A 22,577-nucleotide genomic window follows, 5' to 3' on the forward strand; every position below is an offset into this window, starting at 1 on the left:
AAGATGTCTGCAAAAACACATTCGCTCTTTGATAAAAAAATATTGATACCCGCCATACGGGATTCGTTTGAAAAGCTAAATCCGGGGAACCTTATTAAAAACCCTGTCATATTCGTTACCGAGGCAGGCGCCGCAATCTCGACAATAGAGCTTTTCATGAACAGAGGCACTCCTTATGCATTTTTCAATCTCCAGATCACCGTGTGGCTGTGGTTTACCGTGCTGTTCGCAAACTTTGCAGAGGCAATGGCCGAAGGTAGGGGAAAGGCTCAGGCCGATACGCTCAGGAAAACCCGCAAAGAGACTTTTGCAAATCGTCTGAAACCGGACGGTTCGGTTGAGAGTGTAGTTTCTGATGATCTTAAGAAGTCGGACATCCTCATGGTCTCGGCGGGTGAAGTGATCCCGGCGGACGGAGAGATAATAGAGGGTGTTGCTATGGTTGACGAGTCGGCCATTACGGGCGAATCCGCACCTGTCGTAAGGGAAGCCGGCGGCGACAGGAGTTCGGTTGTGGGCGGTACTAAGGTGCTGACAGATTTCATCATTATGAGAGTATCCACAAATCCCGGCGAGAGCTTTCTCGATCACATGATATCCCTGATCGAAGGGGCAAAAAGGAAAAAGACCCCCAATGAGATTGCGCTAACCATATTGCTGTCAGCGCTTACAATAATATTCCTGGCTGTCATCATATCGCTCAAGTTTTTCAGCATATATTCAGGCCTCGCATTATCCATAACCGTGCTGGCCGCACTTCTGGTATGCCTTATTCCGACGACGATAGGCGGCCTTCTGAGTGCAATCGGCATTGCCGGGATCGACCGTATGGTGCAGAAAAACGTGCTTGCCATGAGCGGCCGCGCGGTTGAAGCGGCGGGTGACGTCGATGTGCTGCTGCTCGATAAGACAGGAACGATTACTCTCGGCGACAGGCAGGCCGTTGCATTCATTCCTTCGGCAGGTGTAAGCATCGAGGAGCTTGCGAGCGCCGCACAGCTTTCCTCTCTCGCGGATGAAACACCTGAAGGAAGGAGCATCGTGGTTCTGGCCAAGGAATACGGGCTTCGCGGCCGCTCGATTGCCGAAATGCCGCATGCCGTGTTTGTAAATTTCTCGGCACAGACAAGGATGAGCGGTGTCGATATAGACGGCAAAAGCATCAGGAAAGGCTCCACGGATGTTATTACGAAGTTCGCAGGGAAGCCTCTTCCTGAAGACATCGTAAAATCGGTAGAGTCAATTGCGCAGACAGGAGGCACCCCGCTTATCGTGGCTGAGAACGACAGGATCCTGGGCGCAATCCATTTAAAGGACATTGTAAAGGGCGGCCTTAAGGACAGGTTCGAGCGTTTCAGGGCAATGGGCATAAAGACCGTCATGATAACGGGGGACAATTACCTCACGGCATCGGCCATTGCGAAAGAGGCAGGTGTGGACGACTTTGTGGCCGAAGCGAGACCGGAAGATAAGCTTGCCATCATCAGAAGGGAGCAGGCCATGGGTCATATGGTTGCAATGACCGGAGACGGCACAAATGATGCACCCGCGCTTGCCCAGGCCGATGTCGGAGTTGCCATGAATACCGGTACACAGGCTGCAAAAGAGGCCGGCAACATGATTGACCTCGATTCAAATCCCACAAAGCTGATCGAAGTGGTCGAGACAGGCAAGCAGATGCTTATTACGAGAGGGGCGCTCACCACGTTCAGCATTGCTAACGACGTCGCCAAATATTTTGCGATAATTCCTGCAATGCTGGTAAGCGTGTTTCCCGTCATGGCGCCGTTCAATATCATGAGGCTCAATTCCCCTCAGAGTGCGATACTGAGTGCGGTAATCTTCAATGCCCTTATCATTATAGGGCTGATTCCTCTTGCCCTCAGAGGTGTCAGGTTCAGGCCGGTAAGTGCTTCATCGATGCTCAGGAGGAACCTTTTCATATACGGCCTCGGTGGCGTTATTGCACCCTTTCCGGGCATCAAGATCATAGACATGATCATTCATGCTCTTGGTGCCGCATAAATGGAAATAATCATGAAAAAAATCATTACCGAGATCAGAACGGCCGTTGTCATGACACTTTTGATCGGGATAATCTGCTGCGGAATATACCCCGCTCTTGTTTGGGGTCTGGCGCAGTGGCTGTTCAATGATAATGCGAACGGTTCATTGATTGTCAAGGATTCGAAAATCGCAGGTTCAAGGCTCCTGGCAAGAGGATTTACAGGTGATTCCTATTTCCATCCCAGACCTTCCGCAGCCGGTACGGGCTATGATGCGGCAGGATCTGGCGGGAGCAATCTGGGGCCGCTTTCAAAAAGGCTCTACGATTCAGTTAAAGAAAGGGCGGAGGCTTACAGGAGGATTAACGGTCTGGCCCCGGATGAGACTGTCCCGGTAGACGCCGTGACTGCTTCAGCCAGCGGGCTTGATCCTCATATCAGCCCAGGGAATGCATTGATTCAGGCGAAAAGGGTTGCAAAGGCAAGAGGCATGAGCCAAGAAACCGTAATAAAGCTGGTGGAGCATAATACGAAGGGCAGGCGGCTGGGCGTGTTCGGCGAGCCACGCGTGAATGTCCTTATGCTGAACATCGATCTTGACAGGCAGGAAAAAGCGGATGGAAGCAAACAGGGCTGATTCGTTTCTCAAAATGATCCAGGGCTCAAAACGGGGCCGTCTGAAGGTCTACCTCGGCTATGCCGCGGGAGTGGGCAAGACCTATGAAATGCTCCAGGAAGCGCACAGGCTTCAGGCTTCAGGCGTGGACGTGGTGGTGGGACTTGTCGAAACTCACGGACGAAAAGAAACAGGGGCGCTGCTTAATGGCCTTGAAATCATCCCCCGCATCCGCCATGAGTACAGGGGAATCACGCTTGAGGAGATGGACACCGATGCGATAATTTCCAGAAGGCCTCAGGTGGTTCTTGTCGACGAACTGGCTCATACGAATGTCCCGGGCGGCAGGTATGCCAAACGATACGAGGATGTCCAGAAGATACTCTCGGCAGGGATACACGTCATAACGACGCTCAACATACAGCACATTGAAAGCCTTTATAACATCGTGGAAAAAGCATCAGGCGTAAAGGTTCTCGAAAGGATACCGGATTCTGTTCTTGCAGATGCGGATGAGATCGTAAACGTGGACCTTACCATAGAGGATCTTACCGACAGGCTGAAACAGGGCAAGATATACCCTCACGAAAGGGTGGAAAAGGCCCTTTCAAACTTCTTCAGGAAGGCCAACCTCGAGCAGCTGAGAGAGCTGGCACTGAGGGAGCTGGCTTCCCAGATCGATCTTAAGACAAGAGAGACAAACGGGGAAGAAGCTGCCTCGACCCCTGATCAGATAATGGTGTGCCTGAGCTCCATGGGGCCCAACAGCGAAAAACTTCTAAGGTATGCCTCAAGGTTTGCAGGCAGGCTCAACAGGAACTGGTATGCGGTATATATACAGACCCCTTCGGAAGACCCTGCGAATGTCGATTCAAAAACCCAGCGCATTCTCAACGACACACTCACGCTTGCCAAACAGCTTGGCGCCCTTGTCTTCACATATAAGGGGCAAGATATAGCGGCGACGATACTTCAGTTTGCAAGGGAATACAGGGTGGGACATATCATTCTTGGCAGCCCCGCATTAATGCCATGGTGGAAACGGCTTCTGGGAAAAAAGGACATCGCAGAAAGGCTGATGCACGAAAGCAGTGATACGACAATCGTTGTTCTTGATACGAAGAAACCGGCAATAGCGGAGAGTATAGATGAAGAAAAGCCTGCCGAAATTTTAAAATCCCTTTCACCGTCCTCATCCGCCAACGCGAACCTCTTGAGCAGGTTCATGCCCGAAGAGGGGATTATCATCTACAAGGACAGCATAGGCAAAGATGAGGTATTAAAAGATCTGTGCAGTCTTGCAGCAGGATTTTCAGGCATGGAGGATCCCGGAATGATTCTTTCAGCTGTACTTGAAAGGGAAAGCCAGGGATCGACGTTTTATAACGAGGGCGCTGCCCTGCCGCATGCAAGGATCAGCGGGCTCAGAAAAAGTGTTGTGGTGCTGGGGTTAACTAAAGGCGGCGTGTCAGGGTCCGGTACAGACAAACCTGTTCAATGCGTGTTCCTGCTGCTTTCACCGCTTGAGCATCCCGACATGCAGGTGCGTCTGCTGGGACTCATCAGCAGGACATTAATGGATAAGGAGCTGACAGAAAAACTGCTCGCTTCCGGGACTTCAAAAGAAGCCTACGATACGCTCGCTAACTGGGAATATAAAAGACAATAGAGTGAGCAAACTACATGCTCCGGCAAACATAAGCGTATAATATCACATCAAGGCGTTAACCGGCAGTGATTGCAACTGCCGGTCCGCTCCTGAAGGGATAGTTATTATCAATCCGTCAGTCCGAATACATGTTTTCTATCTCTTTCTCATACCTCTTGTTGATGACATTGCGTTTGAGTTTGAGCGTAGGCGTCAGCTCATCCGTTTCCTGGGACCATTCTTTATCGAGGAGCGTGAACTTCTTGATTTTCTCGACCCTGCCCAGATGTTCCGTGCTCTTTCTGACCTCATCCTCAAAGAGCGCCTTCACTTCGGGCATGGCAAGGAGATTCCTCCTCGAATCCGTTTCGATTCCATGCCCGGCGGCCCATTTTTTCAATTCCGGGAATGCCGGTACAATGAGTGCGGTCAGATAGTTGCGGTTGTCACCGATGACTGCAGCCTGTTCGATAAAAGAAGACGTCTTCAAGCTGTTTTCTATATTCTGCGGTGAGATGTTTTTGCCTCCGGATGTGATGATGAGGTCCTTTTTCCTGTCCGTAATGACAAGAAAACCGTCCTCATCCCATTTGCCGACGTCCCCGGTGAGGAACCACCCGTCCCGCATGGAATCCTCCGTCAGGTCAGGCTTGTTGTGGTAGCCAAGGAAGTTGTTCCCCCGGATAAGGATTTCTCCATCGGGCGCAAGTTCCACTTCGAATCCTGGCATGGCCTTGCCCACAGTCCCGTAACGGCATTCTTCAAAGGTGGTCATTGTGCCGCCGATTGTCTCGCTGAGACCATAGAACTCTATTACCTGAATTCCGATACTATGCACGAACTCACCTATCTCGGCGGATAACGGCGCACCGGCAGAGACTGCGAACTGGAGACGGCCGCCAAGGCCGTTGCGGATTTTTCCGAATACGAGGGAGTCAGCGGCCTTCCATGCGAGGCCGAGCCACAGGGGAAGCGGCTTGTGTGCATTGAGACGCCTGCTCCGGCTCTTTCCAGTCATGATTGCCATATTGAAGATAAGGCGTTTTATTAACGGTCCGTTCGAGGCTGTCCCGACGATCCTGGCATGCATCTTTTCGAAAATCCTGGGCACGGCGCAGAAATATGTCGGCCTTACCTCCGCCATATTCTGGGCCAGGGTATCAATGGTCTCGGCCAGGGCCAGCGGTACATTCCGGAAGATATTATAATAGTAGCCGGACACGCGGGGGTAGAAGTGTGAAAGGGGAAGGACCAGCAGGCACAGACTCTTCCGGTTATCGATCCTTATGAGCCGGTCTATGGAGTTAAGTACATGACTGATGTTCAGGTGGCTCATCATGCAGCCCTTGGGCGGGCCGGTAGTCCCCGAGGTGTATACGATTGTGGCCAGGTCGCCCGGCTTCACACGTTTGCGCCTCTCGGCAATGACATCCGAGACCTCTGCCAGAGAAGAGCGTCCGGTTTCCAGCAGGGCCGCGAATGATATGACATCTCCCTCTGCTTCACCGTCGATAATGATTATCTTCGGTCTTTGTCTCTGGTCGGGAAACGCGTTTTTGATCTTATCTAGTTGCTCCCTGTTCTCCACGATCACTATACCGGCATCGGAGTCGTTTATGATATAAGCGCACTGTTCCGGCGTGTTGGTATGGTAGATGGGCACGTTGACCCCGCACGCCGCCATGATGCCGAGGTCTGCTATTATCCATTCCAGCCTGTTATAGGACAGGATACATACCTTATCACCGGGCTCAAGACCTAGTTTCACGAAGCCTGCGGCACAGCATGTCACCAGTTCCTTCAGGTCTTGCCAGCTGAGGTCTTCATAAGCCCCGCCTTTTTCCCGTTTATACTTGATGATTGCCCTGTGAGGGTCTGAAGCTGCATAGCGATCCATAAGATCCGTAAGGATGAACTCTTCAAATGGTTTTGTCATTGTCATAGCGAATACCCCTTTCGAGAAAGCAGCATTTCCATAAATGCGTCTGCACGTGTCTGGAACTGTGCGGTGGAGAAGTTCCTGTCGTCCATATGGTCGGCATCGATGATGAGCGCAGGAATGTCCATCTCTTCAAGCTCCCGTTTGATGTCCATCTGGCCCAGAGTTATCGGCACGCATGACTTGTTCCTGTGGAGTATTGCCCCGTCGATTGCATACTCTCGGCAGGCCTTCAGGACCATTTCCTTGCGTTTCTTGATTGACACGCAGGATACGAGCGGGTAGGAGGTCAGGGTCTTACGGGCCAGGGTTTCCATCGGATTGTCCGCATCGAGACGCAGCGACCATGCAGCGGAATATGTCTCTGCCACAACCACCCCTCCCATCTTCTCGAAGTAGTTGAAGAGTCCCATATTGTACCACAGCGGGATATTGTCCCAGAATAGCCTGACCTTTTCGTTTTCAAGTATACCAACTTTTTGTTCTGCTCTCTCTTTCAATTCGTCTCTTACACGGGTCAGGTAGTCGACTGCCGTCTGCGTACCCTGCCGTGTCACCATAACGAACATGATGCCTATCTCCGAGGCCGAGATCGGAGTGGGGATGAAACGCCGGTAGCTCATGATCTCGTCCCAGAGCTCACAGGCCTTGTCCGAAAGCCTCACGACTTCCTTTAGCCTGTCATAGTCGAGTTTCCGGCCGGTTACTTCTTCGAGGAAATTCACAAGCCGCTTCATTTCGAAAACGGCATAATTCATATGGTGGTCCCTGATGTTCTCGATGGCGACCTGAGGCATGTCGGCATAGAAGGTCCGTGCCTGAGGGAATCTCCTCATGAGGGCCTGAAAGATTTTCATGACCGGTGAGCATCCGCCCTGCGGCGGCAGTATTATGTCCGGCTCTGGCAGGCCGCCAAGGGGGTTGTCCGGCCCTCCCATCATGCCGTGAACATAGCCGATTATGTTCCTGAGATATCCGCACAGGTCACGCGAGTAGCCCATGCCCTCGCAGACCTCGAAGTTTTTGTGGGTAAGTCCGAATGCGGCGCAGACGGGGGACCAGTTTTCCGGAAAGACGGGCTGCAATCCCATGGCATAGAACAGCTCGATACCGCCGTTCATCGGGGGCATCCACCCTACAGGCCTGCCTTCCTTCTTCGCCTCATGACACTCCTGGTAGTATTCAGCAATAATAAGTGGAAGCTCCTTAGCCGTGTTCAGTCTTTTCTTTGATTTTGAACTCTTCTCCATCTTTCACCATCCGATCATTTCGAAGAAACTTTCGAGCCTTGTCTTTAATTGACCTTCCATGATCCCTGTTTCATCCAGTTCCACCATGATGGAGGGAATCCCCTTGTCCTTAAGTGCGTCGTTCAGGAACGGATAATCACTCAGATGCGGAGTACAGTATTTCTGGAAGACAAAAACCATCGCGCACGCTTTTGAGTGTTTCATCAGATCGAGCAGCCTGGGGAGCCTGTATTCCGCGCTTGAACGGGACGGACAAGGAAAACGGTTCATGAACCGGTCGATAAGCTGATCCATGGGGTCGCTTCCATGCCCGTACGCCGGGACAAAATTCCGCATCCCCGTGCAGAGATCATCCGCCACAACCCTGCCTCCGGATTCTTCGATAATCCTGAGAACTTTGGTTTCTTCGATAAGGCTGCCGGAAACGAGAATTGGTACGCCTTCACCTGGATCGCATGTTTCAGGCAGCGCGTCGATCAGATCATGAAGCATGGAGAGATACCGCTCAGGAGCCGTTATGAACCCCGCCTGTACTATGGTCAGGAAATCTTCCGCGCTGAGAGGAAGCCTGTGCTCATAGCGGATCTCATAGAGTTCGGACATGAGTGTCCGGATTCTCCCGTATATATCAAGAGAATCAGCGAGACGCTCTTGAGAAAAATCACCGCCCGCACGTTTGAGAATCTCTGCAAGATCCTCGAGTCCTGACCTGAGAAATGATCTCGACTCATCCTGGTCCACATAGGGAAGCGGAAGTATATGGAAAGGATCGGCTCCCATATTTGCCTCCCAGATATTGGCCACCCCGCAGGCTGCGTCGCAGGTATATCCCTGGACGAGGCCATCCAGACATTTGTAGGAGCCGTTCAATCCCTTTTCCACAGCCTTTCTCAGATAAGGGCAAATAAAATCCGGTGTAAGCGTATATGCCTTTTCAACGGTTCCCGCATCACCAAGGATCCTTACAGGAATGAATCCGGAGGCGTGAATTAATTCCACCGGGGTGTAGGTACAGAAATAGCCGATGAGCCTCTTTCCTTCGGATGCAAGGGTTTGCAACTCCTGATCCATGTTCCGGACAATCTCATCAAAGGGTCTTGCCAGATCGGATATCATGTGTGTCGGTTCCTCCTTCTTTATTGGATGGAATATTATACTTTGCCCACTGCATTTATCATCTCGAGGTCCTTTATCTCTTTTTCGGTTAATCCAAGGTGCGTTAGAATTTCGTGGTTATGATACCCGAGGGTCACTCCGCAGGCCGGGGCATAATAATGGCCTGATTTAAATTTTATTGGATTTCCTATCTGCCTGACTTTGCCGCCTTTGCCGGTTGACACTTCAACTACCATGTCCCTTTCGGACAGAGGCGGGTTTGCTATCGCCTCACCAACTGAGTAGACCGGCTCGACGCATGCATCGCATGCCATGAATTTTTCGCGCCAGTATGCCAGGGGCTTCTCCGCGATGATATTCCGAACGCACTCCTTTGCGTTCCAGTTGAGAATCCCGCTCTCGATTAAGTCGGGACGGCCTATGGTCTCACAGAACACCTTGAAGAACTTTTCCTCAATGGGTCCTACGGAAAGATATTTTCCGTCCGATGTGGGATAGAAGTCATACAGGGCGCCTCCGCTAAGGAAGTCTTCCCGCTGCGGCTCGACGGCACCGGCCAGATGTCCGGCTATGGTGAAGAGCGACATGGAGAAAACGCCGTCCGTGATGGACACGTCGATATAGTCGCCCTTTCCCGTATTCATGCGGTTGATGCAGGCAGCCAGCACCCCTATGATAACGTTCTTCGATCCGCTGGCGATGTCAGCGATCTGTATACCCGTCAGCACCGGCCCTGTATCCCTGCGTCCGGATATGGACTCGACGCCTGAGAGTGCCATATAGTTTATGTCATGGCCGGCCCGGCCTGAAAACGATCCGGTCTGGCCGTATCCGCTTAGGGAGCAGTAGATGAGAGACGGGTTGATCTTTGAAAGAGCTTCGTAGCCGAGCCCCAGCCTGTCCATGGTACCGGGCCGGAACTGCTCGATGACGACATCGTATTCGGATATAAGCTTAAATATTATCTCACGAGCTTCTTTTTTCTTGAGGTTCAGCGAGAGGGATTTTTTTCCGCGGTTGAGGTGAGCGTATACGGCGCTTATTCCGTCCACATACGGGGGGTAAAGCCGCACTATATCGGGGTTCTCGCTGTTCTCCACCTTTATGATGTCCGCGCCGAGATCGGAAAGGATCATTGTTCCGTACGGCCCGGGGATCAGGTATGAGAAGTCGAGGATCTTGATATGGGACAAGGGTCCTTGTTTTACCGAAGTTTTAACCTTTTGTTCAAACATGTTCTTATCCTTTTGGTGATTAGACGGTGCGAATCAGGTTAATGTACAGGTTTGCGATTTTCATCCGCCCAACACCTTTCTGAGGTCTTTCTTCAGGACCTTGCCCACATTGCTGAGCGGAAGCTGGTCAAAGAACTCTATCTTTTTAGGTATCTTGTATGGCGCAAGCCTCTTCTGCAAATATGATAATATATCTGTCTTGAGTTGATCGCTTCCTTTCACACCGGGTTTGAGGACAACGGCGGAGGCCACGATCTCCGAGCCCGGTCTCTTTTCATCGGGCAGCCCGACGGTGGCCGCCATTGCGATATCCGGATGTTCAACAAGCACTTCGTCCACAACTCGGGTGAATACCTTGAAGCCGGAAACATTTACCATGTCCTTGATCCGGTCCACTATGGAGAGATACCCTTGATCATCCATGATTCCTACATCTCCGGTGCGGAACCAGCCGTCTTTGAGCACATTCGCCGTCTCCTCTGGCTGGTTGTGATAGCCTGAAAATACCTGAGGACCGGAGACCGTGATCTCGCCTGGTTCGCCCATGGGAACCGGTTCGCCCGTATCGGGGTCGACAATCTTCACTCCGGTGTCCATGAAAGGGATTCCGACAGAGCCAACCTTTTTCACCCCGTTGAAGGGGGGAGCGGCGATACACGTCGTGGTTTCGGTCAGGCCGTATGTCTCGATCAGCTTGCCGCCGGTGAGCGTTTCGAACTCCTTTATATTCTCGGCCGGGAAAGGCGCCGAGCCGCTGATAAAATATTTTATCCCCTTAAAATTGGCATTCCTGAACTCCGGGAGTTTCATCATTTCAAGGTATATGGTCGGCACTGCGAGAATGGCGGAGGGATTGTAACGCCGGATAGCGCTTACCATGAACTCCATGTCGCGCGGGTTCGGCACCATGACATACGTGCATCCCAGAGCAATGCTCGTCATGGTAATAAAGCACCCTGCCATATGGAACATGGGGTACGGGCAGATGAGTGTCTCTCCGCCTTTCCTGAAACCGTACCAGACCTGGTTCTGGATAATGTGCCTGACAAGGTTTTTGTGGGACAGCAGGGCCCCCTTCGGATTGCCGGTAGTGCCACCGGTGTATACCATTACGCATGGGCTTGACGGATCGGCCTTCCTGTTTACAAAATTCTCCGGTTTCCCCTGAATGGATTTCGTGAAGCGTTCCACACGAATCCCCGGCATATCAGAAACCGGTGCTGTCGGGATTTTTTTCATCAGCAAACCGGGTATCTTCTTGAAAAGCGGGAGATAATCGGCAATGGAGGTAACCACGATTGTTTTGATTGAAGTTTTAACGGCAACGGCTGCAACCCTGGAAAAAAGGAGGTCGAGGGTGACAATGATCTTGGCGCCGGAATCGTTCAGCTGGTATTCAAGTTCCTCCGGAGTCAGGAGAGGACTTACACCCTGATATATACACCCGGCTTTCTCGATACCCACGAGTGAGATATAGCAGGCAGGGATGTTGGGCGTGTGGACGGCAATGAAGTTACCTGGGGCCGAGCCTTCTTCCTCAAGAAAATGAGCGAACCTGTTTGACAGGTTGTCCAACTCCCGATAACTGAACATTCTCCCCATATAGTGAAGAGCGGCCCTGTCTGGCATCTTATCAAATGCATCCCTTATGAAATCCTGATAGGACACGTCCGGATACTCCAGAGATTCCGGAACCTCTTTGTCGTAGGAAGAAATCCATGGTTTTTTCGAGTAAGCGTCATTCATGATTACCTCCTGATAAAGCAAATAGACATTGTTTATTGTATACAATATTCCATTTATGACACCTTTGTCAATATCTATACTTTATCAGTGCTTGCTACTTTACGGCGGTTCCATCACTGTCAATACCCATGGCCCACAGGTCCACTTGCTCATTGACAAGCAACTTATTGTGCGTATTTAATGGCGCCGTTGTAAGGTGTAATCAGAAGATGCAAGTATCTCTAACAAGGAAGGGAAAACACAATATCTATGAATTTTCGAATATCGGACAGTCTTCCTAATCAAATAACAAGGTATCTGACCGAGCAGATCGTCAGGGGGCATATCAAACCTGGTGAATGGATACGGGAAGCGCATATTGCAAAGGCCCTGGGTGTAAGCCGTATCCCGATCAGGGAAGCCTTGCAATCCCTTCAGAAAAACAGACTGGTCGAGCTTATTCCCCGCCAGGGAGCACGGGTCACCCCGCTCTCCAAACAGTACATACGATGGCTCTATGAAATTCTGCAGGTGCTGTACTCCCTTATCCTGCGACAGGTTATACTCAATTCCGACGAGGATCGGATCAGAAGGCTTGACGCCGCACTAGAAAAGATAGAAAGCCTGTCACCTGACAGGGACGAAGACGCCTATTACGATATGCGATTTGAGTATGCAATGATCTGCCTCGAGGTTAACGACAACCAGCTCATTAAGGAAATCATCATGGATCTGGTGCCCAGCATTATGAGGGTGCAGCATATGGCATTGAGGCAGAGGGTTATCAATATTGAAGGAACGCTCACGCATCTGCGTAAAATCAACGACTCCATAAAGAAAAGAAATGTTAAGCAGGGAGTTAAGGCTGTCAGCGAACTGCTGGCAAGCGACATGGAATTTGCCCTTAACATCATACAGGATTAGAGCAGACGAACTGTCAGTGGACTTAATTCCATCTTGTAGTAGATTAGAAAGTCCATGAATATATAACATAAACTGGCAAAACAGTGAAAAACAAGAGGCTGGGGACCTTCTGATTAAAGTTTTCATGTTCATAAACATATGCATATGCAGAAATTCTGTTAAGCCAGTTATGATTTAATTAGAAATCGACTTTCCCCTTATGGTTCAAATTTGAAGACTGATCAAATTCAAGGAGAAATCTGTTTAGTCGTTCGGAATCGTCTCCTTTGTTATCAGATATGAGTTTATCAAAGGTAATGGCTTTTTTAAGGGCCATGATTAAATCCAGAACATCTCCTCGATGATTTGGGATCATTTCACCAAATATCTCACTGAAAGCCTCCTTATGAAATACATTGCACATTTCTTCCAATGAGTTAAGCAGTTCAAGGTCTTTTCTCTCTGGAAAGGCTCCTAGAGTGACACCGGAGAGGACGGTCTTCATATCATAGTGAGCAAGAAGTCTCCGCCTGGCGTCAATTATATGCTCGCGAAATGTTTCAATAGTTTTGTTTAGATCTTTAATCTTCTGAAGGGGTTCTGGTTGCCATTCAATTGACTCGATTAAATTACTGACTGTTAAGTTTTCTCTTATTTCATCTTTTCCTACGTAGGATGTTGCAGGATCGGTTAGCTTTGCCACCTCAAGTATGAAATATTCTATCAGGATATTCTTGATATCCTCGAAGAATTCTTTGGAGGTTTTTTTCAGCAGAGGTTGTATGTCATCATCTAGCAGCTGGTTTCCGGTATAGTGTATCCTTTTAAGCCTGAAGACAAGCTCACAGAAAAGCTCTACACGTTTACGTGCTGTTTCATCCTGAGGTTGCAGCTTGGATATATCTGCCTGCTTCATTTGTTTTTCGGTGTCTCCGGAGGGTTTATGACCACCTCGACCCAAGGTCCTTTCACCAATGACGAGGCCGCTTTCCGGACATCGGGCAGGGTGAGACCGGCGATGTCAGCCAGAAATTTTTTGTCGAAATCAGAAGGAATCCCCTGGAAAACATAGCCCATGGAATGAGAGATGATGCCGCCCGGCGTGTTGTATTCCGTTGCGGCCCTGTTGATGATTGTGGTCTTCGCCCAGTTCAGGAGTTCGTCCGTTATGCCCGTTTCCGCCTGTTCGAACGTAAGTGCGACGGCATCCTTCACCTTTTGCAAATCCTTGGACTCGGTGATGACGATGACGCCGAACGCACCCCAGAGTAACGATGCCTGATAAAAGCTGTTTGCTGAGTAGGCAAGCCCGGCCTTTGTCCGGACCTCCTTCACCAGCATCGAGTTGAAGCCGCCGGAGCCGATTATCAAATCGGCAACGACTGAAGAGGCATAGGAAGGATCCTTCATGGCGGGCGCCTTGTGTATCATGAGGAGCACGCACTGTTTCTGGTTGGCTTTGCCAGTGAATATACCGTAATCGGGGTTGGGCGGGTACGTAAGCGTTGAAACCGAGAAATCCCCGGTGAATGTGCTTTTGAGGAGCGCCGTGTTCTTTTCGTCGAGGTCGCCGATTATGCCTATGAGAGGCTTTGATCCGAATATTTCCCTGTGAACTCTCAGCATGTCGTCCTTCGTTATGGCGTCCACACTTTTAACCGTGGGCTCTCCGGCCCTTGGGTCGTCCCTGTAATAGTGCTTTTTGTACAGGGAAAAAGCCTGTTCGATGGCTTCGTCATCCTTGCGGATGATGCCGTCTTTCATTATGCCGCGTACGAGCTCCACCCTGGATGTATCCAGCCGGGGCGATTTCAATGCATTGATGAACAGTCCTATCGCCCTGTCCGAAACGTCAGGCAGGAAGGAGATGCTGGCAACGGTACAGTCCCTCTGCGGCGAGACGGATATGTCGATGGCGAGTGAGTCGAGCAGTTTGTCCATCTCGTCGGGGCTTATGCCTTTGGCACCGCCTGTTACAAGCGACGAGCAAAGAAGTGATGCGGTTCCTTCTCGGCCTTTTGCATCCAGAAGTGTACCGCCGGGGAAAAGCAGCATGACGTGAGTAACGCCTGTGCCGTCAAGCCTGTATACGCCGTCTGTAAACCTTGGGGAAGCAGGTGTGGCATCGGCCGGTTTTGTCGCAAGAAATCCCGGGTCCGCCGTTGTTGCGCATCCTGATATAATAAGAACGGCTGAAATAATGAATACGGCCTTTTTCATTTCATTCCTCCAGATATGCCGTGGTCGCTTTTTCCCTCACAAGGTATTTTGCGCAGCATTGCCTGACCTGCTCGGGGGTAAGCGTTTGAAGGGCGTCGAGGTTTTTGAATATATATTTCCAGTCTCCGGCAAGCATCTCATATGTGGTCAGTACGGACGCCGCGCCCGCATCGGTTTCTAGCGACGAAAGGACGGATTTTCTCAGGCTCCTTACGGTCTGGTCCAGCTCTTCTTTTGTGATGCCGTCCTTGTTTAGAAGCTCGATCTCCTTCCATATCACTTCCTCGATCTCCTTGTTCGTGTGCGGGCTCACCGGGTCCACGGATATGATGAACAGGTTGTCAAGCCTGCTGCCGGGCAGGCCGTTGTATGAGCTGACACCGGATGCAAGACCCTTCTTGACTAGCGCTTTGATAAGCCTTGACGTTTCGCCGCCGGTAAGGACCTGATTGATTACGTCGAAGCATGTATCTTCAATTGCAGGAAGTTTGGGTTTCTGTACGCCGATGATCATGTTCGGCTGCTCCTTTGAAGAGAGCTTAACCTTTATTTGAGCCCTGCGTTCGGGTTCATCCTGCACGATTGTTTCGTCTGTTTTTCGATTTTGAATCCCGCTGAAGTACTTTTTCAGAAGCTTTTTTGTTTCAGCAGGGTCGAAGCCCCCTACAATGGACACCACCATATTCCCTGGGATATAATGCGAGAAATAGTAATCCTCTAGGTCTTTTGTAGTCAGGCCTTCGATGTCGTTTCTGAAACCGATGATGGGGTTCCTGTACGGCGAAGCCTCGAAAGCATGCAGGAGAAACTTTTCGAAAAGGGCGTTACTGTCGGACAGGTCCGTTCTCTGTGCGCGCTCTTTCAGAACAACCTCCTTTTCCGTATAGAATTCCCTGAATACGGGGTTGCGCATTCTGTCGCTCTCGATTGCGGCCCAGAACTCGATTCTGCCTTTCGGCAGGCTCACGTGATACGAGGTCAGGTCTGCAGAGGTGTACGCATTCAGTCCGACTCCGCCTGCAAGAGAGTACAGCCTGTCGAGCTCACCAGGCACCTGCAGGGCAGAGGCCTCATTTATCAGAGAAGCCATCTCCTTCTTTAATAGTGCGTTCTTTTCGGGCGCAGCCGTTTTCATCTTTTCCGCAACGATATCCATCTTATCCAGAAGGCTTTTTTCCCTGTGGTAGTCTTTCGTGCCGATGGTCCGGGTCCCCTTGAACATCATATGCTCCAGCATGTGGGAAAGCCCGGTCTTGCCGGTCTGCTCGTCTATGCTGCCGACCCTGACCTTCACGTCGAAGGAAACCGAGCTGGAATCTCTGGGTACGAGAAGAAAGGTCATGCCGTTATCAAGGACAAACCTTTCGACATTGGGCATGTCGGCTGCCTGCAAATATCCGTTAACGGAAAAGAGGATCAGGATAATGAGGGTTGCCATGAACCCGTTCTTTTTTGGATCCATATAAGCTGTCATCTGTTTCTCCTCTCATGAAGGCGTATAACCTGTTGATAGAGCAGGGTCTTGCTAATTATAGGATAAATGTACTATTTGGAAAAGAGCGCATGAAAAAATTCATCAAAACTATTATTGTTATGCTCCTTGCGGTGATAATAATCATAACGGCGGGTTTTCTGGCTGCCTGGTATTACATAACCCCTGAAAGGATGAGGACTATTGCCGAAGACGCCATAAGCGAAAAGCTTGGCAGAAAAATCGTCATCAGAGACATTCACCTGGAACTTTTCGGCAACCCTTATGTTACCGTTTCAGGGATAGAATTCGGCAGTCCGGATGAAATTTATCTGAAAGCCGATTCGATAACCGCCCGGTTTTCAAAATGGGGTCTGCTTTTCGGCAGAAACGGCATCAAATCGGTTGACCTTGATAATCCGTACATTATCGTCCATGCGGACAGGATAAAGAAAGAAGAAAAAACACCAGAACTGCCGCTCTTAAGGACAATGAGGGCTATATGCATTATCTATTATAAGGACAGGTCAGTTAAGATTGATAACATCAGAGGTTCCGTGAGCTCCTATCTGGCCGACCTGAACGCTGATGTGCTCGGCGGCGATATCAGACTTGCTGCGATCAAATCGGCCGGTTCATGGAAAGGCGAGGCTCAATTGAGAAACCTTGACCTCTCAGGGTTGGATAAAGGGTTTACAGGATATCTGGGCGGTATGGTTTCATTCATAACAAAGAACGGCGATCTGACGGGCGATGCTTCTCTCGATTTTAACGGGCTCAATCTTCCCTGGGGCATAAAGGCTGACAATCTGGCTTTTCAGGCCGGGTTCGGCAAAAAAGGCGACAGTTATTTATGCAATTCAAGGATCGATCTAACAAGGCTAGACCTGCCCTGGGGGGCGAAAGTCGAACGTCTTGGTGTGATATCCAGTGTATCTACCGATATGAAGGATATTGACGTAAAAGACCTGAAGGTTAATTCAAATCTTATAAATTTTACCGGAGCGGCAGCGATAAAGGGTATTGATAAGAAAGGAGAGATGATCCTGGATCTGAATATAGTTTCGGATGAATTCGATTATGAGCCATTTGTGGATTTTCTTCCACTCAAGGAGTTTCCGGACTGGCTGTTCGCGCTTCTGAAGAAACAGGCAAGGAGAGGCAGCGCCACAATCGGACATGCAGGGTTCAAAGGCAAGGTCAAAGATTTCACTTCGTTCGAATCATGCATACAGGACCTTGATATAGCTCTGGCGGTGAGAGGCCTCACCTTCAGTTCAAGACCGGGGAATATCATAAGGAACATAAAGGCCGATCTCGAGACGCGAAACGGGGATATCAACGTACTTAACATCACGGGCACGGCAGGCGGCTCACCGCTTAAATCCGTGGTATTGAGATTCCCGGCCACTCACAGGGACGACTTCAGAATAGGAGTTGAAGCCGACCTCGACATGAAGGCGGCCGATTTTATTCAGGCCTGGCGAGCAGCGGTGGTTGCAATGAATGTCAATACATTCCTCGACCCGGTAAAAAATATCAAAGACGGTCGAATTACTGCAAAGGCGCAGGTTTTCTATGAGGAAAAAACAGGCGGTGCAAGGGTCAGGGGTGACGCCGTCCTTGACGGTGTTGACCTGAACTGGGATGATGCGGTTATCAGGGACCTTTCAGGGACAGTGAAAGGCCCGGAATATTTCAAACCTCTTATCGCAATGGTTAAAGGCACCTATAATGATAAGCCGATTGACAGCCTGAATCTTAATGTCATGGACCCGTTCGGCAGGATCAATTTTACATTTGACCTGCGGGCAAGGGGCATACCCGGCTCGGAGGCCTTCAGTCTTGATAAGGAAACCAGTATAACTGCTTCAGGCAAAGGGACATGGCCTGACCTTGCCGGGAATGTCTCTATACAGTCAAAAGATTTCACAATATATGGAACGCAGATAAAGCCCGGAACCGGTATGATTACAGGGTCGGGAAAATTCTCCGCCAGGATAGGCCGGGATGATTTCATCAATATACCGGAGCTTAACACCGTCCTGGGGGAAACAAACATTAAGACAAGTATTTATACCTGTGACAAATACTCGTCTTTCAGTCTTGCAGGCAGTATCGATTTTTCAACGTTTGACATTATCAGGAAAGGGGATTTCATACCCAGGACCGGGGTTGCATCGGGTAACTTTTCCATACAACTTGGCGATGAGACGAACCTTCTCGGCAAGCTGAACCTGAACAACATCCAGCTTGAATATAAGGGGACACCTACAAAGATCGACGGCAACCTGATGATGGAGAAGAAAAATCTGGAGCTGAACAACATCAAAGTAGTTCAAACCGGGATAAACGCCACCCTTAACGGGTCATTGATTCTGAACGAGATTCCCGAATTCAAAGGGGATGTTGCAATTGCTGATCTCAAGTTGGGCGAGGAGGGGAAGCCGCCCTCAACAAGCGATTCATTTGATAAAATAAAGGCTGATGCAAAAGTCAAATTTACCAACCTGAATTATTCAGGAATCAGCATCCCTCAAGGTTCCACTGGAGTTCTGCTTGAAAACGGTGTTTTGAAGCTACTCGGGATGGAATTAAAGTTGCCTTACGGAACAATTACCGGCTCGGCGATGGTCCCACGTTCAGGCAGCATGACATATGACCTCAATATCAACATTGACAACACGCCAATTGCGGAAGCCCTGAAGATGCAATCCAAGGGAAAACCCTGGATAACAGGTGCGATGAGCATGCATGGAAGGCTCTGGAATACGGGCGATGCGGTAAACGGTGACATCAAGTTCAAGGCTGTAAACGGCATAATAGACAAGTATAATCTTGTTTCAAGGATATTCAGCGTATTGAATCCCTATAAGATTATCAAGTCGGGTGAGTTCGACCTTACACATGTGGGGTTTCCCTATAATCACATCTCTGCGGATTTTACAGTAAGGGATTCTTATGTGACATTCGAAAATTTCTATCTGGACAGCAATTCGCTTCAGGTTTCTGCAGTAGGCAAGTACATGCTCAGGACGAATTACATGGATGTCATTATGGGTATTCAGCCTCTTGAAACCTTTGACAGGACGGTTGCCATGATACCCATCGTAGGCTGGGTGCTTACAGGGGATAAAGGCACCCTGATCGTCATAAGCCTCAAAGTGAGAGGCCCGGTTGAAGATCCTTCGGTAAAGTATCTGCCTGCCGTATCGATATCGCACCCTGTCGCACAGTCGTTGCTTCGCGTCCTTAATCTGCCGATAGACCTGCTGACAAGACCGGAGGATGTAATACTGCCGAGTATAAACAAGGGCGGCAAGTAGGCCCGGCAGATAATTTAGAATATGTTCCTTATGCGCCTGACTTATAAGGACATGTTACCGGTATGGTCAGCCCCCCCCATGAAAATTTTGATATTTATGGGTGTGCTGCCATATACTCATGACCTTCTTTCGGATTTAACCATAAATAAACCAATGATAACAACAAGATATGATGATACCTTCATTTCATGAATGCTGGCACGGTAATCGCAATAATAAATGTAACGTTAGTAAAAACATAAAGGAGGTAGCCATGAAGGCCGTCAATTTGAAACGTTGTGCGATATGCGGCAAGGCTGAGGCTGTAGATACCTGCGATACCTGCGGCAAAGCGATCTGCAAAAAGTGCCTGAAGCTTGAAGTCTGGGGTACGGGCGCCGAAGACCTTACATTCAAGCACCTCTGCCCGTCATGCAAGGACAACCCGGAAATTAATCCCTGGGGTGCGGTACCGGAAGAATTCGGACTTGGCGAGGTCCTTGAGATAATCAATATGACGGATAAAAAAGAACTGCCGCTTGCGGCATAATGGAGGACGTCATGGGTGTATATCAGGCGGCTGTAAACAGAAACACGATAAATTTCCGCAGGCCTCATGCGTGGTTAAGTCTAAAAGCTGCATGGGAAAAATATACCATTAGCCTCACTTGGATGAGGGTGGCAGCTGAAGACGGCGTGAAAATAGCGTTTAAGGAATTATCAGGAAATTAATGTGAATCAACCCTGAGTCGGAAAATCGGGTATCCCTTCCCAGCCCGGTTTTCCGGCTATTTTTTTCTTGAAATGAACAGAAGAAATTCCTCTTAAAAAATTCATATCATCCGTTCCTGTTGGAGTTTTCAACATAAGATTTATATGTTGAGAAACAAATACAGGCATGTTATTTTGCAAGCATAACAATCTATCATTTAATTATTTAATTTTTTTATGGAGGATGTGATGTCAGACTGCTCAAAATTTTGTATTCCCGCCGTAATTGTTAAACTTTCAAATTTCTGTGGAGGTCAAATGAAGTCAATCAAAATTAATTCATTGGTGTGTTTGGGTATCATCATCTTTATATCAGGCTGTTCTATGTCTCCGAAGATAACGGCAACCCCGTCTAAGGGGACGGTCCCTTTAAAGGTTGAATTCAGCGCCGAGAAGTCAAAACAGGGCCTCTCAAAAATTGCACAGTATCAGTGGGATTTTAATTCCGACGGCGTTATAGATGCCGAAGGCATTACAGCTGCCAATACATACGAAAAAGTCGGTGACTACAAAGCAAAACTTATTCTAACCGATGAAAAAGGTAAAACTGCCTCAAAGACAGCAACGATCAATGTAACATCCAGGACGATAACCGTAATGATAACATCCCCTGTGCAGAATGAGAACATCGGCAAATCTGATGTGCTGGTAACCGGCACGGTAAGCAATCCAGATGGGAATAAAACAAAAATTACAGTCAACAACTCACCTGCTTTGCTTCATGACGGGCATTTTATTGCAAACAAAGTCCCTATTGCAGAAGGGGAAAATACTATTTCAGTCAATGTCACTGATGATGACGGAAGTACAGGCACGGCGAGCGTTACCGTACAGGGTAAAGCACAAAAGATGGTATCCATTTCCTGTGATGACATTACAGGGATATCACCGATGGAGGCTACATTCAGCGTTTCGGTATCAGGTAATTACACGCCGACTGTAACCTGTGATAAAAAACCGGAAAACGGCGATTACGAATGGCTGAGCATCCCTACTGATTACAAGGTAAGGCTCACCGGCGAAGGTGTCTATACATTTTCCGCAAAAGTCACTGACAGTCTGAACAATGAATATTCCGATTCAATAAGTATTGCAGTCCAGAACAGTCAGGCAATCGATTCAACGCTCAGGTCGGAATGGGGCAATATGAAAAACGGCCTTGCCAGCGGCGACATGGAAAAAGCTCTTAAAGATTTCACCCCTTCTTCAACAAAAGAGTATGAGCCGATATTTACGGACCTTAAAGACCAGCTCCCGGCAATAGCATCCCGGATGGCGGACATTGAACCTGTGTATATCAAAGGATCTACAGCAAAATACAGGATCAGACGGGATCAGGTTATTGACGGTCAGATTCAAACAGTAACCTATTATATTTATTTCGTGATGGACCCGTACGGCAACTGGTGGATTGACAGTTTTTAGGAGAGCATAGAATGAATGCGAAATATCCGGCCGTCATCTTATTGCTTATATTAATTATGGTTCCTTCGGTTTCCTTTGCAAAAAAACCTACCGGGACGGTTATAGATGAAGAGACTGGCAAACCGGTTGAGGGAGCGGTCGCGATATGCATATGGAGGAGGGGTGAATTTTCATTAAATGGGTTCTTTGAAGGGGGATTTGAAGTCGTCTCCAAAATCGTCGAAACGACCTCGGACAAGGACGGCAACTTCAATATTCCAGGGTACTGGGGTATCAATATAATCAGCCAACCCAATCTCAATGTATATAAATTCGGATATGTTCTTTGGGACAGCAATTCGATATTCATGGATGGGGAAAGGTCTGACTTCAACAAAGACAACAGAATCGTCAAACTTCAAAAATGGCCGAAGAAATTTTCTTTTGTTGAACATTCGATTTATATTAATGCAGCAACCGGAGGAAATTACTCCGAAGCAAAAGATAAAATATTTTTTAAGGCTGTAAGGCAAGAACTCCCATTTAAAAGCAGAGAATTAGATGTCAGAGACAATAAAAAGTTGGATGATGGAATCAAATAAGGAGGAATGAAAATGAAATACAGTTTAATTATATTGGCTATTTTGATATCAACATTTATTTGTCCAGTTCAATCTTATTCATATGGGGATAAAAAAACTCATCCTGCAATAACAGAAAATGCTTTATATAAATCTAAAACAGATACATATTTTAAAAGCTATTTAGGTATGAATAATGGCCTAGACAGCATTACTGGTATTAATGGTAAAACAATTATGGATTTGATAAAAACCGGCAGTACCAACGAAGATTTGCTATTCAGAGCCTACAACCATTTTTATGATCCGTTGAAAGGTTCTCCTTTAGAAAATAATGGAGGCTTGGACGATACGTTCTTAGGAATACCGGTGAAGGGGATACCCAAC

General features: G+C 48.7%; 18 protein-coding genes. 10 read left to right on the forward strand and 8 right to left on the reverse strand.

Annotation, left to right across the window (positions count from 1 at the left end):
* Positions 1-3 precede the first annotated feature (3 nt).
* Genes kdpB through VIS94_13885 form a run of 3 tightly spaced genes read left to right on the forward strand, consistent with a single transcriptional unit; the run spans position 4 to position 4,291 of the window.
* Positions 4-2,025, forward strand: a complete 2,022-nt coding sequence (kdpB, locus tag VIS94_13875; protein ID HEY9162160.1) for a potassium-transporting ATPase subunit KdpB — start codon at positions 4-6, stop codon at positions 2,023-2,025.
* A gap of 12 nt (positions 2,026-2,037) precedes the next feature.
* The gene (gene kdpC, locus VIS94_13880; GenBank protein ID HEY9162161.1) at positions 2,038-2,643 is read left to right on the forward strand and encodes a potassium-transporting ATPase subunit KdpC; all 606 of its coding nucleotides are present in this window, start codon (positions 2,038-2,040) and stop codon (positions 2,641-2,643) included.
* Positions 2,624-4,291 carry a PTS sugar transporter subunit IIA gene (locus tag VIS94_13885; GenBank protein ID HEY9162162.1) on the forward strand — a complete coding sequence of 556 codons (1,668 nt, stop codon included), beginning with the start codon at positions 2,624-2,626 and terminating at the stop codon, positions 4,289-4,291. Before kdpC ends, VIS94_13885 begins: the two co-directional genes overlap by 20 nt.
* Positions 4,292-4,406: 115 nt before the next feature.
* On the opposite strand, the gene VIS94_13890 is transcribed toward VIS94_13885, so the two are convergent.
* Genes VIS94_13890 through VIS94_13910 form a run of 5 tightly spaced genes read right to left on the reverse strand, consistent with a single transcriptional unit; the run spans position 4,407 to position 11,556 of the window.
* Positions 4,407-6,212, reverse strand: a complete 1,806-nt coding sequence (locus VIS94_13890) for a long-chain fatty acid--CoA ligase (GenBank protein HEY9162163.1) — start codon at positions 6,210-6,212, stop codon at positions 4,407-4,409.
* On the reverse strand, positions 6,209-7,459 hold the full coding sequence (locus VIS94_13895; protein ID HEY9162164.1) for a 2-hydroxyacyl-CoA dehydratase family protein: 1,251 nt from the start codon (positions 7,457-7,459) through the stop codon (positions 6,209-6,211). Before VIS94_13895 ends, VIS94_13890 begins: the two co-directional genes overlap by 4 nt.
* Positions 7,460-7,462: 3 nt before the next feature.
* Entirely contained in the window at positions 7,463-8,575 is a 1,113-nt protein-coding gene (locus VIS94_13900) for a 2-hydroxyacyl-CoA dehydratase family protein (GenBank protein HEY9162165.1), read from the reverse strand.
* A gap of 35 nt (positions 8,576-8,610) precedes the next feature.
* Positions 8,611-9,810: a CaiB/BaiF CoA-transferase family protein gene (locus VIS94_13905; GenBank protein HEY9162166.1), complete on the reverse strand. Its 1,200-nt coding sequence runs from the start codon at positions 9,808-9,810 to the stop codon at positions 8,611-8,613.
* Between the two features lie 60 nt (positions 9,811-9,870).
* Positions 9,871-11,556: an AMP-binding protein gene (locus VIS94_13910; GenBank protein ID HEY9162167.1), complete on the reverse strand. Its 1,686-nt coding sequence runs from the start codon at positions 11,554-11,556 to the stop codon at positions 9,871-9,873.
* A gap of 249 nt (positions 11,557-11,805) precedes the next feature.
* Between VIS94_13910 and VIS94_13915 the strand changes: the two genes are divergently transcribed.
* A complete protein-coding gene (locus tag VIS94_13915) occupies positions 11,806-12,459 on the forward strand; it encodes a GntR family transcriptional regulator (GenBank protein HEY9162168.1) in 654 nt (217 codons plus the stop codon).
* Positions 12,460-12,637: 178 nt separating this feature from the next.
* On the opposite strand, the gene VIS94_13920 is transcribed toward VIS94_13915, so the two are convergent.
* Genes VIS94_13920 through VIS94_13930 form a run of 3 tightly spaced genes read right to left on the reverse strand, consistent with a single transcriptional unit; the run spans position 12,638 to position 16,132 of the window.
* The gene (locus tag VIS94_13920) at positions 12,638-13,354 is read right to left on the reverse strand and encodes a hypothetical protein (GenBank protein HEY9162169.1); all 717 of its coding nucleotides are present in this window, start codon (positions 13,352-13,354) and stop codon (positions 12,638-12,640) included.
* A complete protein-coding gene (locus VIS94_13925) occupies positions 13,351-14,658 on the reverse strand; it encodes a pitrilysin family protein (GenBank protein ID HEY9162170.1) in 1,308 nt (435 codons plus the stop codon). The genes VIS94_13920 and VIS94_13925 overlap by 4 nt, the downstream gene beginning before the upstream one ends.
* A 1-nt stretch (position 14,659) precedes the next feature.
* Positions 14,660-16,132, reverse strand: a complete 1,473-nt coding sequence (locus VIS94_13930) for a pitrilysin family protein (protein HEY9162171.1) — start codon at positions 16,130-16,132, stop codon at positions 14,660-14,662.
* Positions 16,133-16,221: 89 nt separating this feature from the next.
* On the opposite strand from VIS94_13930, the gene VIS94_13935 reads away from it, so the two are divergent.
* The 6 genes from VIS94_13935 to VIS94_13960 all read left to right on the forward strand — a co-directional run.
* On the forward strand, positions 16,222-19,455 hold the full coding sequence (locus VIS94_13935) for an AsmA-like C-terminal domain-containing protein (protein HEY9162172.1): 3,234 nt from the start codon (positions 16,222-16,224) through the stop codon (positions 19,453-19,455).
* Between the two features lie 253 nt (positions 19,456-19,708).
* Positions 19,709-19,984: a hypothetical protein gene (locus tag VIS94_13940; protein ID HEY9162173.1), complete on the forward strand. Its 276-nt coding sequence runs from the start codon at positions 19,709-19,711 to the stop codon at positions 19,982-19,984.
* A gap of 11 nt (positions 19,985-19,995) precedes the next feature.
* Positions 19,996-20,166 (forward strand): hypothetical protein, encoded by a 171-nt coding sequence (locus VIS94_13945; protein ID HEY9162174.1) that lies wholly within the window; start codon positions 19,996-19,998, stop codon positions 20,164-20,166.
* Positions 20,167-20,529: 363 nt separating this feature from the next.
* On the forward strand, positions 20,530-21,630 hold the full coding sequence (locus VIS94_13950) for a PKD domain-containing protein (GenBank protein HEY9162175.1): 1,101 nt from the start codon (positions 20,530-20,532) through the stop codon (positions 21,628-21,630).
* A gap of 11 nt (positions 21,631-21,641) precedes the next feature.
* Positions 21,642-22,211: a hypothetical protein gene (locus tag VIS94_13955; protein HEY9162176.1), complete on the forward strand. Its 570-nt coding sequence runs from the start codon at positions 21,642-21,644 to the stop codon at positions 22,209-22,211.
* Between the two features lie 12 nt (positions 22,212-22,223).
* Positions 22,224-22,577: hypothetical protein (locus VIS94_13960; GenBank protein HEY9162177.1), on the forward strand; the 354-nt coding region annotated here is incomplete at its 3' end.

The sequence above is a fragment of the Desulfomonilia bacterium genome, from assembly GCA_036567785.1.
In the GTDB taxonomy this organism is placed as follows: domain Bacteria; phylum Desulfobacterota; class Desulfomonilia; order UBA1062; family UBA1062; genus DATCTV01.